Source organism: Salinicoccus jeotgali, from assembly GCF_039538805.1.
GTDB lineage: Bacteria > Bacillota > Bacilli > Staphylococcales > Salinicoccaceae > Salinicoccus > Salinicoccus jeotgali.
Genome location: NZ_BAABCK010000064.1, coordinates 1 through 17070 on the forward strand (window position 1 = coordinate 1; position 17070 = coordinate 17070).

The 17070-nt window shown below is 49.8% G+C and carries 18 protein-coding genes and 7 tRNA genes; 14 read left to right on the forward strand and 11 right to left on the reverse strand.

All coding sequences use genetic code 11. From position 1 onward, the window contains the following. The first annotated feature begins 526 nt into the window (after positions 1-526). A complete protein-coding gene (locus tag ABD734_RS09320; RefSeq protein WP_344703757.1) occupies positions 527-1414 on the forward strand; it encodes an ABC transporter ATP-binding protein in 888 nt (295 codons plus the stop codon). Continuing rightward, positions 1411-2220, forward strand: coding sequence for an ABC transporter permease subunit (locus tag ABD734_RS09325; RefSeq protein WP_344703651.1), 810 nt, complete (start codon positions 1411-1413; stop codon positions 2218-2220). The genes ABD734_RS09320 and ABD734_RS09325 overlap by 4 nt, the downstream gene beginning before the upstream one ends. Positions 2221-2303: 83 nt before the next feature. On the opposite strand, the gene ABD734_RS09330 is transcribed toward ABD734_RS09325, so the two are convergent. Next, positions 2304-2681, reverse strand: coding sequence for a hypothetical protein (locus tag ABD734_RS09330; protein WP_344703653.1), 378 nt, complete (start codon positions 2679-2681; stop codon positions 2304-2306). Between the two features lie 324 nt (positions 2682-3005). Here ABD734_RS09330 and ABD734_RS09335 point away from each other — a divergent pair, with 324 nt between their 5' ends. Beyond that, the gene (locus ABD734_RS09335) at positions 3006-4025 is read left to right on the forward strand and encodes a YeiH family protein (protein ID WP_344703655.1); all 1020 of its coding nucleotides are present in this window, start codon (positions 3006-3008) and stop codon (positions 4023-4025) included. 22 nt (positions 4026-4047) lie between these two features. After that, entirely contained in the window at positions 4048-4830 is a 783-nt protein-coding gene (locus ABD734_RS09340) for an arsenic resistance protein (protein WP_425568404.1), read from the forward strand. Between the two features lie 91 nt (positions 4831-4921). On the opposite strand, the gene ABD734_RS09345 is transcribed toward ABD734_RS09340, so the two are convergent. Then, positions 4922-5209: a YerC/YecD family TrpR-related protein gene (locus ABD734_RS09345; protein WP_344703657.1), complete on the reverse strand. Its 288-nt coding sequence runs from the start codon at positions 5207-5209 to the stop codon at positions 4922-4924. A 162-nt stretch (positions 5210-5371) separates the two neighbouring features. Here ABD734_RS09345 and ABD734_RS09350 point away from each other — a divergent pair, with 162 nt between their 5' ends. The 9 genes from ABD734_RS09350 to hisIE are packed head-to-tail and all read left to right on the forward strand — an operon-like array spanning position 5372 to position 12223. Continuing rightward, a complete protein-coding gene (locus ABD734_RS09350) occupies positions 5372-6175 on the forward strand; it encodes an ATP phosphoribosyltransferase regulatory subunit (protein WP_344703659.1) in 804 nt (267 codons plus the stop codon). Continuing rightward, complete coding sequence (gene hisG, locus ABD734_RS09355) at positions 6172-6777, forward strand: ATP phosphoribosyltransferase (protein WP_344703661.1); 606 nt, start codon at positions 6172-6174, stop codon at positions 6775-6777. Before ABD734_RS09350 ends, hisG begins: the two co-directional genes overlap by 4 nt. Next, positions 6774-8006, forward strand: a complete 1233-nt coding sequence (gene hisD / locus ABD734_RS09360) for a histidinol dehydrogenase (RefSeq protein WP_344703663.1) — start codon at positions 6774-6776, stop codon at positions 8004-8006. Before hisG ends, hisD begins: the two co-directional genes overlap by 4 nt. Positions 8007-8010: 4 nt before the next feature. Continuing rightward, positions 8011-9045 carry a pyridoxal phosphate-dependent aminotransferase gene (locus ABD734_RS09365; protein WP_344703665.1) on the forward strand — a complete coding sequence of 345 codons (1035 nt, stop codon included), beginning with the start codon at positions 8011-8013 and terminating at the stop codon, positions 9043-9045. Further along, on the forward strand, positions 8990-9568 hold the full coding sequence (gene hisB / locus ABD734_RS09370; RefSeq protein ID WP_344703667.1) for an imidazoleglycerol-phosphate dehydratase HisB: 579 nt from the start codon (positions 8990-8992) through the stop codon (positions 9566-9568). The genes ABD734_RS09365 and hisB overlap by 56 nt, the downstream gene beginning before the upstream one ends. Then, on the forward strand, positions 9565-10140 hold the full coding sequence (gene hisH / locus ABD734_RS09375; protein WP_344703669.1) for an imidazole glycerol phosphate synthase subunit HisH: 576 nt from the start codon (positions 9565-9567) through the stop codon (positions 10138-10140). Before hisB ends, hisH begins: the two co-directional genes overlap by 4 nt. Then, positions 10141-10842 (forward strand): 1-(5-phosphoribosyl)-5-[(5-phosphoribosylamino)methylideneamino]imidazole-4-carboxamide isomerase, encoded by a 702-nt coding sequence (hisA, locus tag ABD734_RS09380; protein ID WP_344703671.1) that lies wholly within the window; start codon positions 10141-10143, stop codon positions 10840-10842. Beyond that, positions 10839-11603 (forward strand): imidazole glycerol phosphate synthase subunit HisF, encoded by a 765-nt coding sequence (hisF, locus tag ABD734_RS09385; protein ID WP_344703673.1) that lies wholly within the window; start codon positions 10839-10841, stop codon positions 11601-11603. Before hisA ends, hisF begins: the two co-directional genes overlap by 4 nt. After that, positions 11600-12223, forward strand: coding sequence for a bifunctional phosphoribosyl-AMP cyclohydrolase/phosphoribosyl-ATP diphosphatase HisIE (gene hisIE, locus ABD734_RS09390; RefSeq protein WP_344703675.1), 624 nt, complete (start codon positions 11600-11602; stop codon positions 12221-12223). Before hisF ends, hisIE begins: the two co-directional genes overlap by 4 nt. Before the next feature lie 162 nt (positions 12224-12385). On the opposite strand, the gene pdxS is transcribed toward hisIE, so the two are convergent. Further along, complete coding sequence (gene pdxS / locus ABD734_RS09395; protein WP_344703677.1) at positions 12386-13267, reverse strand: pyridoxal 5'-phosphate synthase lyase subunit PdxS; 882 nt, start codon at positions 13265-13267, stop codon at positions 12386-12388. Between the two features lie 101 nt (positions 13268-13368). Here pdxS and pdxR point away from each other — a divergent pair, with 101 nt between their 5' ends. Continuing rightward, a complete protein-coding gene (gene pdxR, locus ABD734_RS09400) occupies positions 13369-14706 on the forward strand; it encodes a MocR-like pyridoxine biosynthesis transcription factor PdxR (RefSeq protein WP_344703679.1) in 1338 nt (445 codons plus the stop codon). A gap of 57 nt (positions 14707-14763) precedes the next feature. Here the strand turns inward: pdxR and ABD734_RS09405 are convergent. The 8 genes from ABD734_RS09405 to lysS all read right to left on the reverse strand — a co-directional run bounded on the left by ABD734_RS09405 (position 14764) and on the right by lysS (position 17066). After that, positions 14764-14837 (reverse strand) — tRNA-Ile (locus ABD734_RS09405). Between the two features lie 21 nt (positions 14838-14858). Then, positions 14859-14931 (reverse strand) — tRNA-Ala (locus ABD734_RS09410). 23 nt (positions 14932-14954) lie between these two features. Next, a tRNA-Pro gene (locus tag ABD734_RS09415) sits at positions 14955-15028 on the reverse strand. Between the two features lie 11 nt (positions 15029-15039). Further along, a tRNA-Arg gene (locus ABD734_RS09420) sits at positions 15040-15113 on the reverse strand. Between the two features lie 42 nt (positions 15114-15155). Continuing rightward, a tRNA-Gly gene (locus ABD734_RS09425) sits at positions 15156-15230 on the reverse strand. A gap of 57 nt (positions 15231-15287) precedes the next feature. Then, positions 15288-15363, reverse strand: a tRNA-Thr gene (locus ABD734_RS09430). A 16-nt stretch (positions 15364-15379) separates the two neighbouring features. Beyond that, a tRNA-Val gene (locus tag ABD734_RS09435) sits at positions 15380-15455 on the reverse strand. Positions 15456-15578: 123 nt separating this feature from the next. After that, positions 15579-17066, reverse strand: a complete 1488-nt coding sequence (gene lysS, locus ABD734_RS09440; protein WP_344703681.1) for a lysine--tRNA ligase — start codon at positions 17064-17066, stop codon at positions 15579-15581. Positions 17067-17070 lie beyond the last annotated feature (4 nt).

Below are 17070 nucleotides of genomic sequence, written 5' to 3' on the forward strand. Positions count from 1 at the left end.
TTCATCCATGGTAATATGGGTGTAGGTCATGCATGATCACTCCTATGATTTCTTTTGTCGGAAAACCATTTTGAGTGTATCATGTGTGACCGTTTTATGTGTCTAGCTTAATTTTACAATCGGCGATACATGATTGGTATAGGGCTATATTGTATCCAATCAGTGCAATTTAACATCTAATATTTTTGTTATTTCTTAATTTTTTGCAATAAGAATTTAAGGTTTAAACTTTTTCAATACATTTACTATATAACGATCGATTTGTTGAGCAGACTAATTACATAACCGATAACAACATCTCATTATAAGAAATAAAATGAAAAAACTTTAATAATCTGATCGTAATATATATTTAATTAGAATTCTAAGGACATTGTCCACTGCTAGGAAAAGGACTATAACCCAAAATAATCCTCAGTTTCTTAGTATCACACTCCCTACCCATAATGAATGACGCCACCGTATTGGTGGTGTAAAATTAAAACAACAGATGATCTTTGATTCCATCAATCAAGGGGTGAGCATGATGATAGAAATAAATGGTCTGACTCAGGAGTTTTCCAATGGAAAAGGCATTTTCGATGTGACATTCAATGTCGAGGATGGTGAAGTGTTTGGCTTCCTCGGACCGAATGGCAGCGGGAAGTCCACGACGATCCGGCATCTGATGGGATATATGAAGGCACAGAAGGGCTATGCCAAGATCAAGGGGCTGGATGCATGGCATCAGCAATCGGCAGCACGCAGCCATATCGGCTACCTGCCGGGTGAAATTGCGTTTTTGGATGGCATGACGGGGCATCAGTTCCTGAATATGATGGCCGGACTCCAAGGCGTCCACAATAAGGCGCGGCGCGCGGACCTCATTGATAAGCTCCAATTTGATCCGAAGGATCCCATCCGGAAAATGTCGAAGGGGACGAAGCAGAAGGTCGGCATCGTGGCGACGTTCATGCATGACCCGGACATCTACATTTTGGACGAGCCGACATCGGGGCTCGATCCTTTGATGCAGAACCTTTTCATCGACCTGGTCATGGAAGAAAAGGCGCGTGGGAAAACATTTTTGATGTCTTCACACAGCTTCGCTGAGATTGAACGCACGTGCGACCGGGCGGCCATTATACGGAATGGCAAAATAGCCACAACCAAAAATATACATGAGCTCCAATCGATGCAGCGGAAGGCGTTCAATGTAACGTTGACGGAAAAGAAAGAAGTTGCCTCCCTCCTCGAATCCGAAATGCAGACGGAAAAAGTGGATGAGCTGACAGTGAAGATAGAATTGCAGGGCAATTATAGTGCCTTCATAGATACTCTGTCGGGTTACCACATTAAAAATATCAGTGCAGATGATCAAAGCTTGGAAGAGATCTTTATGGATTACTACAGCAGGGAGGAGGTGGAGTCATGAACATGTCCTTTTATACACAGATGATGAGGATCAACTTGAAGATGTTCCTCGGCTTCGGATTGGGCTCGGCCATATATGTCACCCTGATGACTTTAGTGTTCCCCCTGTTAAATGACAATATGGAAGAGTTCGACAAGATGATCGAACTCTTCCCGGAACCATTGCTCCGGGCACTGGGATTGGAGTCGCTGAGCAGCTATGGCCAATTCATATCAGCGGAATACTACGGACTTTTCTACTTGATCATTTTGGCCGTATTCAGTGTGATGAGCGCCATCCAACTGATAGCGAGACTCGTTGACCGCGGTTCGATGGCCTACCTGTTATCAACGCGCGTCTCCCGTACTCAGATCATTATGACGCAGATATTGGTTTTTGTAAGCGGACTCCTCCTCATCCACCTGATGACGTTCGCCGGTGGATATATCGCAGCAGAGTTTTTGGTTGATATCGAAAGCAACATCGCATTCGACCAGTTCTTCTTCATCAATTTTGTCGGATTCCTGCTCTTCTTTGCGGTGGGTGGCTATTCACTGCTCATTTCAGCGCTGTTCAATGACGAAAGAAACGCCTTTGCATTGGCAGGCGGCATCACCTTCCTCTTCTACGGCATGGATATGATCGGGAAGATAGTGACGGATATCGATTGGATCCGCAACTTCACTCCGTTCTCCCTCTATGAACCTGGCCGGATTGCGAATGGCGAGGCGGATATTCTGATGTCTTCGATCATCCTTGGATCAATCGGTGTAATCGCGTGCGTCCTGACACTCCTTATATTCAAAAAGAGGAATCTGCCGCTATAGGATTTCATGTAGCGGCAGATATTATCGCATGTGTTTTAGGCATCGATGCTTCTGCCAATTCGACACTGATGTCAATGCAGCGCTTATTCCTCTTTCGGTACATTCAAGTTCAAAAACAGATTGATTCCGAATAGAATGATGGCCAGCAGGAACATCGGTCCCCCGACAAACGTAAAGATATGCGCAACGCCAGGGTTCACCTGCACAAAAAATGTGCTGAACAGAAATAGCGGTACGCCAATGTGATACAGCCAGAACGTGGCGACACCGAGACCGTTTTTAGCGAGGTGCGGATAGATGGAGAGGACTGCGCCGATCCCAAGGGTCGACAACCATCCCACGACGTTGACGTGGGCATGGCCTGCCGCCCAGTTCAATTGAAGCGTCCATGACATGAACAATCCGACTGAAATGCCGATGACCAGATAGACTACGGACAATTTAATCCAAGTTTGTCCCATTTAATGACCTCCTTGATCCTTTCTCATCTAAAACATAACATCCATACAAATTATGTCAATTAAATATCTGAATAGTCAGATATATATAACCCAGTCAGATGTCCTGATTTCTCCAGGTCACTCAAAAGGTCTAGGACGCTGTGTATTGATGCTGCATTCATTTCATCCATTCATGGAAAATGCTATTCATTACCTGCTGTCCGGTCTAAAATAAATATATCTGACTGCGATCCGGCACTCATGGCATCGCCTTGTCCAGATCTGCATAATCGTTTAATCATAAGGGATATTCTCCTATCATGGTGAGTATCAGGAGGCTTTTTTATGTCTAACCGACTACATAGTTTTTTACATAATCATGCATGGGGCGCTTGGACCCTCGGCATACTCTTCACTTTCGCCATTGCCTTAGCCGGTTATCTGTTGGCATTGCTGCCTGGCTTCAACCAGATCGGACAACTGGCTTCCGCCATCATCATCGCTGTCATATACCGTCAATTTTTCGGCTATCCGGAAGCGATCCGTAGTGGCATTACCTTTTCGTCACAGAAACTACTACGATTGGCCATCATTTTGTATGGCTTGAAACTGAGCATCGATACGGTATTCCAGGACGGGCTGGGCCTACTTGCGCGGGATATCATCATCATCGCTTTTGCCGTGCTCTTTATGGTGTGGCTCGCCAAACTGCTGAAAGCGGATAAGATGATTTCCCTTCTGCTTGGCATCGGGACAGGCGTCTGCGGTGCAGCGGCCATCGCAGCCATCGCCCCGACCGTTAAGGCCAAAGATGAAGATACGGCCATCGGCGTCGGCATCATTGCCCTGATGGGCACGGTGTTTGCGATCGGCTATACCATCATCGGCCCGCTTCTGCCCATGTCCCCGGTGGACTACGGCGTCTGGTCCGGCACAAGCCTGCATGAACTGGCGCATGTCGCCATTGCTGCAGCGCCGGCTGGTGATGAAGCGCTCGCCATCGGGTTGCTGGCTAAATTGGGACGTGTATTTCTGCTGGTGCCGCTCGCTTTCATATTTATCTTCATCATGAAGCGTAAGAGTGATGGCAGCACCGGACAAAACAGCGTACCGTTCCCATGGTTTCTGATTGGCTTCATTTTAATGAGTGTCTTCGGCAGTTTTGTGCTGGGCAAATTTATTCCTGCACCGGCTGGCGTCATGGAGGGCATATATAGCGTGACGACATGGATCCTGACTGCTGCCATGGTCGGACTCGGATTGAATGTGAGTCTGCGGGATCTGCGGCACAGGGCAATGAAACCATTGCTCGCCATGACCCTCACATCTGTTTTTGTGTCCATCATCGCCTATCTGCTCATTTGATGGATCGTGAAGGAGTGTACCCATGAGCATGCTCGAAAAATATCAGACGGCCATCATCAACTTCATATGGTCGCCTATTTTGGCATGGGGTCTCGGCGCATTATTTCTCGCCGATCACCCTGCCCTATGGATCGGCTTCATCATGCTGATGGTCACGCCGTGTACCGACTGGTATTTGTTGTTCACTGCCATGGCTAAAGGCAATACTGCCCTCTCCACCACCATCCTGCCGGTCAATCTTATGCTGCAGATGGTACTTCTGCCCGTCTATCTGTATATATTCGCCGGTGCCATCCAGCCTGTCCCATTGTCGATTATCGGACAAAGCATGATAGTGGTCTTGGTCCTGCCCTTCGCCCTTGCCCACCTGACCCGCTATGCCTTGAGGAAGAAAGCACACTTACTTAATGACAGACTGATTCCATTTTTTACAAATGCGCAAATGATCTTCCTCTCTTTGGCGATTATGGCCATGTTCGCGTCACAGGGGAACCGTCTGCTCGATAACCTCGAAGTCATCTACATATTGATCCTGCCGATGGTGCTTTTCTTCTTCATCAATTTCATCCTTGCGCAAGTCATGGGGAGACACATGCAGTTCTCCTACGAGGATACGGCGAGTTTGAGCCTTACCATCATCGCACGCAACTCCCCTGTTGCCTTGGCGATTGCCGTCACAGCTTTCCCCGACGAACCGTTGATTGCATTGGCGCTGGTCATCGGGCCGCTCATCGAATTGCCCGTCCTGATGCTCGTCTCACAAATATTGCTTCTAGTGCGCAAAACTCATGTTGGCAGAGCATGATTATAACGAGGTGTCCGTTTAAGGGATGACACCATAAAAAGGCCTTGCTGAATACAGCAAGGCCTTTTTATCATTTCAACACTCTGTCGCTTCAATCCATCCGGTCGATGATCGTATGATACCCGTCACTTCCATAATCCAGGCACCGCTTCACCCGCGATACTGTCGCGCTGGAGGCACCTGTCTTATCCTGCACCTTGGAGTACGTCTGTCCTTCCTTTATCATCTTCGCCACCTGGAAACGCTGCTTAAGGGAAATCATTTCATTTGTCGTGCACAGATCATCAAAAAATTGATGGCACTCCTCCACCGTCTCAAGCTTTAATATCCCTTCGAACAGATCATCGAGTTCCTGACCCCTCAACTTGTCTATCTGCATATATTTCCCTCCATTTGAATACGTTCATCATATCAAAACACTTTAGTATTTTAAAGTGATGAACAAAATGTGCCCGAATCTCTTGTCACCCTCCATATATTTTGTTATTATCAGACTTATTGATTATTCTTTATTACGCTAAAGCATTAAAGGAGGCTTTGCATGCAAAATGATCTGGTCATAAGACGCTTGGAATTTGCCCTGGATTACACCCGGTTATTGGACGATGAAAAATATAGATTGGTGGACATGAACATGGTCGAGCCTTTCACCATCGAGGATAAACGCCATCATCCCTCCGCCATCATCCTCGAACGCAATGAGCAGCTGTTCTCCATACGGAGCGACTGGACGCGTTCATTGCTGAACTACAGCGAGAACTATCACCTTGATCAGCGCTTTTTCGGCTACTTCGGCCCAGTCGTGCGGGACTACGCTACAGTCCATCAGGCAGGAGTGGAACTGTACCGCCCTTCCAATGATGAAATTCTGGAGAGCATCGATATGCACCTGTCATTCATCACCGATAGATATGCGCAGTCGTTCCATTCCATCGTGGTCAACGATGATGCACTGCTCGACCTCTACCTCAGTAAATATGGACTGGACGGAGACATACGCCATCTTGTGCATGAGAAGAACCTATCCGAGCTGAGGAAATGTCTTGGAGTGGAGCATCCACTCTATGCACTCCTGTCTGCAAAAGTCAGCGATCAGATTGATCTGGTCAATGAAGAGTTTGCAGAACATGACATCATGCGCTTTATCGCGAGACTCAGGCAGACATTGGAGAAGTATGGAATGAAATTCATGCTGGACCTGTCGTTCCGCTCTCCCCAGTCCTACTACAACGGATTCTATTTCCAGGCATTCCTGGATCATGACCACCCGCTCCTAAGCGGCGGGGAATACAACAGCAGTGCTTTCGGCATTGCTGTAAACCTATCCGATGGAGGGTTATTATGATAACTGTGGCACTGACGAAAGGGCGCCTTTTCAAAGACTTCCTGAAATATATGAGTGAAAATGACCTCGCCGACTACAGCACTGCACTCGAAGATGAGACGCGTTCACTCTACACGATAGTGAACAATGTCAAATTCATCTTCGCCAAGGGACCGGATGTGCCGACTTATGTAGAGAGCGGTGTCGCGGACCTCGGCATCGTCGGCTCGGACATCATCACCGAGAATCCGTTCAACATATTGAATGTGTCGCAGCTGCCGTTTGGGGACTGCCATTTCTCTGTAGCAGCTCTGCCCGGCCAGGAAAGTTTCGGAGTGATCGCAACGAAATATACGAATATCGCAAAAGAGCACTTCAAAAACAAGAAGCAGGATATTTCCCTGATCCACTTGAATGGCTCGGTGGAACTCGCGCCGCTCCTTGGCCTGTCGGACGGCATCGTCGATATCGTCCAGACAGGCAGCACCTTGAAAGATAACGGCCTGGTCGAATATGAAAAAATCATGGATATCCATGCGCGCCTGATTGCGAACAAACGGACTTTCTATACAAAGGAAGATGAAATATATGGCTTCCTGACTGAGATTGGAGTGATTGAATGAATGCAGCGGCGTTTAAGGCCAACTTCAAAAAAGAACAGGAGACGGCCGGATTCGAAGGCTACAAAGGGGTCATGGAGATCATCGAACGCGTCCGTACAGAAGGGGATGCAGCGCTACTAAGCTATACCGAACAGTTCGACGGACAATCACCGGAGTCCTTCAAAGTGCCTAAAGAAAGGCTCGAGGAAAGTTATGATGCATTGTCATATGAGGAAAAAGAGGCGTTCGAAACAATCCGTCGGCGGATTGAGCAGTATCAGCTCAGCATCAAATATGAAGATAAAGCAGAGGGAGAATTCCAGTATGTCTATCACCCGCTTGAAAAGGTCGGGGTCTACATCCCGGGCGGCACTGCCCTTTATCCCTCAAGCGTACTGATGACAGTCGTGCCCGCGATTGCAGCGGGCGTTCAGGAGATCCATGCCGTCACCCCGACTTTCGAGTCGACCAACATCACGTTCGCCGCACTTTACGCATGTGGGGTAGAAAATGTCTATACGGCAGGCGGCGCCCAAGCGATTGCAGCACTCGCCTACGGTACCGAATCGATTCCAAAAGTCGACAAGATTGTAGGACCCGGCAATTACTATGTCGCACTCGCCAAACGCCTGCTGTTCGGCCAAGTCGGCATCGATATGATCGCCGGACCGAGTGAAATACTGATCTATGTGGACGATGCTGTGCATATCGATGCCATCGTGTATGATATTTTCGCCCAGGCGGAGCACGATGCCAACGCACGGACATTCCTCCTCAGTGAGGACCCGGCGGTCATCGATCGGATTGCAGAACGGATGGACGCGCTGATAGATCAGCAGTCACGCAGCAGCATCATCCACCAATCCATCGCCCACAACCACTACCGCATCGTCGATTCACGCGAGTCCCTAATCAGCCTGATCAATGATGTGGCCCCAGAGCACGTTTCAATCCAGCATAAAGATGCTGAGATGATCATATCGAACATCAAGTATGCCGGCGCCGTCTTCAATGGCTACTATTCACCTGAAGCGATCGGCGACTATGCGGCCGGACCTTCCCATGTACTTCCGACGGATGGCACAGGCCGCTTCAGCCATGGCTTGAACATCAATGATTTCCTGACGAGCCATGCTGTCATCTCCATCGAAAAAGACACTTACGGAACAATTGCACCACCGGCAAAAATCATAGCACAGCGCGAAGGCCTCGACGCCCATCACCAATCTTTGGATATCCGAATGGAGTGACGATATGATTCATATGGACCGCAACACGAGCCCCCTGCCACCGCTCAGCCATGAAGCCCTGATGGAAGCTGTAGGAGAAACTGCTTTAAATGAATATCCGAGCGTCGAGATAGGCCGCTTCAAGCGCCTCTACGCCGATTATTATGATATCGGCAGCGATACCGTCGAAGTCGCAAACGGCTCTGACGAATGGATCCAGAAGGCGATCATGACACTTGGCCAAGGCGGCGTCATGACGCTCGAACCTGATTTTGTCATGTATCACGAATACGCCCGTCAAATAGATGTACCTGTCCACACCATCCCGTGCGATGACGACTTCCTTTTCGATTTCTCGGCAGTCATAGGGGAAGTGGAGGCGAAACGGCCTTCCCTCTTCCTTATATCGGTGCCGCACAATCCGACCGGGCAGATGTTCAGCCCGGACGACCTGCAGCGGCTGTCGGACGCGATGGCGTCACATGGTGGTTACCTCATACTTGATGAAGCCTATTATGAATTCGCCTCGCCATATGTGCGCCCGACCGGCCAGCATGTACTGATCATCCGCACATTGAGCAAAATGTTCGGAGTGGCCGGACTGCGCATCGGCATCGCCATCGGCGAAGGGGAAGCATTCAGGAGGATTACACGGATCAACCACCCGTATCCCGTCAACGCGCTGTCTTTGAACATCGCCAGCCGCATTTTCGAAGATCGTGAGGCACTCGAGGCATTCATCGAGTACCAGTTGGAGTCAAAAAGACAGCTCGCGGCTGCCCTCGGCAATATTTCCGATGAAGTGGCCGTGCTCGAGTCCTCCACAAACTTCATCTTCACATACGGTGAGCATGCACGCGACCTCGGCCATTTCATGAAGACGCGCGGCTATCAGCCACGGATGTACGACACGGCACCACTCGATGAGGCGGTCAGATACTCCATCATAAAGCATGAAGACTATGACCGGTTCAACCAACTAATCAAAGAATGGAGCAATCGACATGATCAGCAAGGAACGCACGACAAAAGAAACGGCAATCTCAATAGCACTCGATGAGGAAAAGTCACCCGGCGCCTCTTCCATCAAAACAGGCTCCGGCTTCTTCGACCATATGCTGACCCTCCTCTCATTCCATTCGGGCCTTCATATGGAGATTTCAGCACAGGGTGACCTGGAAGTTGATGCACACCACACTGTGGAAGATGTCGGCATCATATTGGGGCAGCTCATCCGCGAATTGTATACGGCGAAGGCATCCTATCAGCGTTACGGCACCACGTATATTCCGATGGATGAATCGCTGGCCCGCGTGATACTCGACCTCTCCGGCCGCCCGCACCTCAATTTCCAGGCGGAGTTTTCAAAGTCGACAGTCGGAAACTTCGACACTGAGCTTGTGATGGAATTCTTTAATGCCGTCAGCATGAACAGCCGCATGACACTCCATATCGACCTATTGAAGGGCGGCAATACCCACCATGAAATCGAGGCCATCTTCAAGGCATTCGCCAGAAGCCTTGCCGCCGCACTGCAGCCGAGCAGCATGGGCGTCCCTTCATCAAAGGGTGTCATCGAATGATCGGCATCATCGACTATTCACTCGGCAATATACAAAACGTCAAAAACGCCCTTGATAAGTTGGACTACCCGAGCCTCTTTTCAAGCGACTACGTAGTGCTGAAGGAATGTGACACCATTCTGCTGCCCGGCGTCGGCCATTTCGGTCATGCCATGACACACATCGAGACTTCTGGCCTTAAGCCGACACTCCTTAAACTGGCTGAAAATAAGCCACTGATCGGGATATGCCTCGGCATGCAGCTCCTTTTCGAACACAGTACCGAAGGGAACGCCAACGGGCTGGGTCTGCTGCCTGGCGATATCGTGCGTATGGAGACAGAGCACCCGGTGCCGCACCTTGGCTGGAATACGCTATCCAGCCCTAACCAAGTCCTGGATGGCAAGGACGTCTATTTCATCCACAGTTATATCGCCACCCGGACCGATACCGTCATCGCAACATCAGAATACGGCATCGACATTCCGGCAGTCGTCAAAAAAGGGCACATCATCGGCATCCAGTTCCACCCGGAAAAGTCAGGACGCACAGGACTCGAAATCCTCAAACAAGCCATTGAAGGAGGCATATAGATGAACATCATCCCGGCAATCGACATCATCGATGGACAGAACGTCCGTCTCACACAAGGAGACTACGGCAAAAAGTCTGCGATGGCACGCACACCTGAAGCGGCCGTTAAATTCTACAGTGGTTTCAAGCAAGTTTCACGTATCCATATCATCGATCTGATGGGCGCTCTGAAGCAGGATGCCAAGGAAACGACCCTCGTCCAGAAGTTGAAACAAAAGACCCACCTGCCGATCCAGATCGGTGGCGGGCTCAGAAGCATTGACACGATTGAGCACTATGACGCGATCGGCATCGATCATTTCATCCTCGGCACCCGGGCCATCATGGATATGGAATGGCTCAAGTCGACAGTGGAGAAGTTCCCGGACAGGATCTTCGTCGGCATCGATGCCAGGCAGAACGACATCTATGTAAATGGCTGGACCGAAAACAGCGGCATCACGATCGATGATTACCTGACAGAAATTGAAGATCTGGCGCTTGCCGGCATCATCTATACGGATATCGCCAAAGACGGCATGGGCCAGGGTCCGAACCTTGAAAATACGGGCCGCATCAACGACTTGACGCACCACACCGTCATCGCAAGCGGCGGCATCCGGAACAAAGAAGACCTCGACGCGCTTGAGGCGATGGGCATCCATAACGCCATCGTCGGCAAGGCGAGCCACAATGATGACTTCTGGAGGGATATCACATGATTAAAAAACGTATCATCCCCTGTCTCGATGTGACAGAGAGACGGGTCGTCAAAGGGATAAACTTCGTCGGGCTGCGGGATATCGGGGACCCGGTTGAGCTCGCCACCCGTTACAATGAAGCCGGGGCCGATGAGCTCGTCTTCCTCGATATTTCAAAGACCCAGAAGGGCCATGATCTGATGCTTGACGTCATCAGGAATACAGCCGAAACACTCTTCATCCCCCTTACTATAGGCGGCGGCATTTCATCCGTTTCAGATATACGCGATCTTCTGAATGCAGGGGCCGACAAAGTCAGCATCAATTCCGCGGCAATCAAAAATCCGCAGCTGATAGAAGAAGCCAGCCGGATGTTCGGCAGCCAGTGCATCTGTGTCGCCGTCGATGTGAAATACGATGCTGAAGCTGGGGATTATTTCGTCCATACCCATGGAGGGTCCGTAAAGACTGAAATTCCGGCATTCGAGTGGATTGCGCAATGTGAATCACTCGGCGCCGGGGAACTGCTGATCACGAGCATCGACCATGACGGGGTGAAGGAAGGATTCGACATCGATTTTCTGACCAAGGCCAATGAATCAGTCCAGATCCCGATCATTGCGAGCGGAGGCGCCGGCAACCCGGAACATTTCATAGAACTCTTCAATGAGACGGATGTTTCTGCAGGGTTGGCCGCTTCCATCTTCCATAATGAAGAAGTAGAAATTGAAGATCTGAAACAAAAATTGAAGGCGAGCGATATAGAGGTGAGGATTATATGAAACCGGATTTCGAAAAGGGGGGCGGCCTCCTATCCGCCATTCTGCAGGACGCACATACAGGGCAGGTGCTGATGAATGGCTTTATGGACGAAACTGCATACCAGAAGACTCTCGAAGAAGGAATGGTCTGTTTCTACTCGAGGTCGAAGGGGCGCCTGTGGAAAAAAGGCGAGACGAGTGGCAATGTCCAGATTGTCAAAAGCATGGCACTCGATTGCGACTCGGATGCCCTGCTCATCCAGGTCGAACCAAAAGGGCCGACTTGCCACCTCGGCAGTCAAAGCTGCTTCGGGGATACGCATTTCAACCTGCAGACGCTGGATCGGATAGTTGGACGCAAGGTGGAAGCGCCTGAAGCAGGGTCATACACCAAATACCTCATTGAGGAAGGCACGGATAAGATCCTGAAGAAGTGTGGGGAAGAAATGACGGAAGTCGTCATCGCTGCAAAAAATAGCGATAGGGATGAGCTGATCGACGAGACGAGCGATCTGCTTTATCATACGCTTGTGCTTTTGAAAAATCAGGGTGTTTCCCTCAAAGAAGTGGAGGATAACCTGAAGCTCCGGCACGGCCAGGACCTCACCTATAAAGTGCGCGGGGAGATAGATGAATGGTAATGGAAAAAGCCTCTGACGAGAAGTCAGAGGCTTTTCCAGTGAGTAGGCACAGACCTTCAAATAAAGGGGCTGGTTCAAGTTTAAAAGCGCCGGAGACAAATCCTCCAACCCCTCTATACTTCTACGCTACGTGGCCCCAGATCGATTCTGGAAGGCAACATTCTACCATCCACGCTCCTGCATACGTTCTTCAGCGGACAGTTGCTTGATGTCGAGCCCTTTCATCGCTGTACCCAGTTCTTTTGAAAGCTGGCCGATCAGTTCATAATCCTGATAGTTTGCGGTCGCCTGCACAATGGCTCTGGCGAATTTCTCAGGCTGGTCCGATTTGAATATGCCGGAGCCGACAAATACGCCGTCTGCGCCCAGCTCCATCATCAGCGCAGCATCTTGAGGCGTGGCCACACCGCCGGCTGCGAAGTTGGTGACCGGCAGCCTGCCCGCCTCTTTTATCTGCTTAAGGATTTCATAGGGCGCACCGTGGTTCTTCGCTTCCGTCATCAGCTCATCATCACTCATGACGCTGATTTCACGGACTTGTCGGCTGACCATGCGCAGATGTCTGACGGCTTCTACAATGTTGCCGGTGCCCGGCTCACCCTTCGTCCTGAGCATCGAGGCACCTTCTCCGATACGCCTTGCGGCTTCTCCAATATCGCGGCAACCACATACGAACGGTACTGAATAATCATCTTTCTTCAAGTGGAACACTTCGTCTGCCGGCGTCAGTACTTCAGACTCGTCTATATAGTCGATCCCCATGGCTTCAAGGACCCTTGCTTCTGTGATATGGCCAATCCTGCACTTCGCCATTACCGGTATCGACACTGCATCGACGACTTGTTCGACGATCCCCGGGTCGCATGCCCTCGCTACGCCTCCGGCTGCACGGATATCGGACGGTACACGCTCTAGCGCCATAACCGCTACAGCGCCCGCGGCTTCGGCTATTCTTGCCTGCTCTGCATTGACGACGTCCATGATGACCCCGCCTTTTTGTATCTCGAGTTTGTTCCTGCTGCTGTCAGTTTGAATTTGTGGCATATGTAATGACTCCCCCTAAATTGATTTTCCATTAATTTAGTATAAAATTAAATCTGATCACTTATAAGTGCCACATTAAAACAAATTCAGGGGGTCAGATTATGCTTATCAATTTGGATAAAACCGCATGCCAACCACTTTTTGAACAGCTCTACACCATTATCAAATCCCAGATTCTAAACGGAGATCGTGGTGCCGATGAGAAGTTACCGAGCAAACGGCAGCTACAGGAGGACTTGTCGGTCAGCCAGACCACGATCGAACATGCCTACCACCTCCTGGTGGATGAAGACTTGATCTACAGCAAGGAAAAGAGCGGCTATTATGTATCAGCGATTGAACAGCTCAAGCAAACTGACACCCCGAGTGTGCCCCATATTGAGCGCCCCCGAAAAAAAGAATACCGGCTGCCGCTCGGCACCATCGATACGTCCCTTGTCCAAAGTGATGCTCTGAAGCAGATCGCACGGGAGATATACTCGGACGCCGAACTTTTGAATAAAGGTGAAGACAGCGGTGAATCCCGACTGAAGGCCCAGATACAGAAATACCTCCACCTGAACCGGGGGGTGACATGCTCCATCGACCAGATATTCATCGGCCCGTCGACAGAGTTCCTCCTCGAGCAGGTGCTCTATCTGCTCAAATACCCGCGTATGACGATTGAAGACCCGGGCTATCCTGTAATACAGAAAGTGCTGGAGAAATATGACGGCGGGATGGATCCCGCCCGGGTCTTTGGGGATGGTATAGATATTAATCAGGTGGCGGCCTATGGCAATCCTGTAGTGCATGTGACGCCTTCCCACCAATTTCCGAGCGGTGCGGTGATGTCGCTTAAAAAGCGCATCCAATTGCTCAACTATGCAGGGGACGAAGGCCATTACATCATAGAGGACGACTACGATAGTGAATTCCGCTATACAGGGCGGCCCCTCCCTTCACTGCAGGGGTTGGATCAGAACGACCGCACCATCTATATGAGCACTTTTTCCAAATCACTCTACCCTTCTCTGCGGCTGTCGTGCATGGTACTGCCACCAACGCTTGCAGAACTCTACTATAAAAGAGAGATGTCATGCAATGTGCCGCGGCAGAACCAGCATATCGTCGCGCGCTTCATGGAAGATGGCTACTTCAACCGTCACATCAACCGCATGAGAAAAGTCTATAAGAAGAAGATGGAAGAGATCACCAGCTGGGTACGCACCCATTACGCCGTCCACATCGAGGGGGAGCATACAGGAATGCACTTCATCCTCAAGCTCAAAGGCAAAAATATAAAAGACCAGGCCATAAAGCATGGGCTGGTCCACGGTGACGCCTATTCATATTCGAATCATCTGACCGACTCGGTCGTAATCGGTATCGGGGAAAAGGACAGTAATGAAATCATCAGCATCCTAAAGGCCTTCCTGGAAGATTGCGCGCGCTTATAATGCGGTACCTTTTAGGCCAAAAATAAAAGAGACATGAAATCCTCCATGTCTCTTGAGTGGGCCTAGGTGGACTCGAACCACCGACCTCACGCTTATCAGGCGTGCGCTCTAACCAACTGAGCTATAGGCCCCCGGTATATGTAATTGAAATATGGAGACTAGCGGGATCGAACCGCTGACCTCCTGCGTGCAAAGCAGGCGCTCTCCCAGCTGAGCTAAGCCCCCATGATATGATGAATCTAAAAGAGTCGGGAAGACAGGAATCGAACCTGCGACCCCTTGGTCCCAAACCAAGTGCTCTACCAAGCTGAGCTACTTCCCGTGGTTGCTGAGCGCGCCCGAGAGGATTCGAACCCCTAGCCTCCTGATCCGTAGTCAAGCGCTCTATCCAATTGAGCTACGGGCGCATAAGCAAAAAAAATAAAACGGCATAACCGCTTAATAAAAAATGGAGCGGAAGACGGGATTCGAACCCGCGACCCCCACCTTGGCAAGGTGGTGTTCTACCACTGAACTACTTCCGCAAATAAGTTTAACAGATATTACTTTATCAATTAATTCCCGGTACGTCAAGAGTAAAATGGTGCCGCCCAGAGGAATCGAACCCCCAACCTACTGATTACAAGTCAGTTGCTCTGCCAATTGAGCTAGAGCGGCTGAGTATGGACTTAAATGGTGGAGAATGACGGGTTCGAACCGCCGACCCTCTGCTTGTAAGGCAGATGCTCTCCCAGCTGAGCTAATTCTCCTAGATGATCATTTCACCATCAACCTTTTCCATCATACTCCATTTAGCATCATAAAGTCAACCTCCTTTACATTTTTAATGGAATAAAAATACACTCCAGAGTTTACTGGAGTGTATCCCATTACTATTTCTGTCTCATATAAGGGAATAGCAGGACATCCCGGATGGATGCAGAATCGGTCAGCAGCATTACCAGGCGGTCTATGCCGATGCCAAGCCCTCCTGTAGGCGGCATGCCGTATTCAAGCGATTCCAGGAAGTCTTCATCCATATCATGCGCTTCATCGTTGCCCGCTTCTTTCTCTGCAACTTGAGCTTCAAAGCGCCTTCTCTGATCGATCGGGTCGTTGAGTTCCGTGAATGCATTGGCGTGCTCGCGTCCGACGATGAACAGCTCGAAGCGGTCTGTAAACCTTGGATCGTCGGTGTTCTGTTTAGCCAGTGGTGAAATCTCAACCGGATGGCCGTAGACAAATGTCGGTTGAATGAGCGTCTCTTCCACTTTCTGTTCAAAGAACTCGTTCAATATGTGACCATACTGCATATTGTCACGCACTTCAATGCCGTGCTCTTTGGCGAGTGCGTGGGCTTTTTCATCAGATTCTACACTGTAGAAGTCAACGCCCGTCTTCTCTTTGACCGCCTCGACCATGTGCACCCGTTTCCATCTTGGTGTCAGATCGATTTCTTCACCACCATATTCGACGACTGTCGTGCCATTGATATTTTTGGCGATATGGGCAACCATCTCTTCCGTAAGATCCATAATATCATTGAAATCTGCATATGCTTCATACAATTCAATCATCGTGAATTCCGGGTTGTGGCGCGTTGAAATGCCTTCATTCCTGAACACACGGCCGATTTCGTAGACTTTTTCGAGGCCTCCAACAATCAGGCGCTTCAGATGCAGTTCAATTGCGATACGCATGAACAGTTCCATATCAAGAGCGTTGTGGTGCGTCACGAAAGGCCGTGCCTGTGCCCCACCTGCAATCGTGTGCATCATCGGTGTCTCGACTTCAAGGAAATTGCGCTGATTCAGATAGTTGCGCATTTCCTGGATGATCTTACTGCGTTTGATGAACGTCTCTTTTGAGTCTTCACTTGTAATCAGATCGAGGTAGCGTCTGCGGTAACGCTCTTCAACATCTTTTAGGCCATGGTACTTGTCAGGCAATGGGCGCAGCGCCTTAGTCAGCAGTGTAAACTCCTGTGCCTTGACGGATAGTTCTCCCGTGTTGGTCTTGAACATCACACCTTTGACCCCGACTATATCTCCAAGGTCAGCCTGCTGCCATATTTCAAAATCGGCTTCACCCACCTGATCCTTCCTGACATAGATCTGGATCTGGCCGTTGATGTCCTGGATATGCGCAAATCCGGCTTTACCTTTACCACGCTTGGTCATCAGGCGTCCTGCGATCATCGTTTCAGATTGGTCTTCCTTTTCAGCAAGCTCTTCTTTAGAGAATGCATCCCATTCTTCCTTCAGATCACTTGAGTATGCCTTACGTTCGTATTTCGATCCGAATGGATCCATGCCAAGATCGATAAGCTGCTGCATTTTTTCTCTTCTGACGTTTATCTGGTCGTTTATTTCTTCACTCACAGTT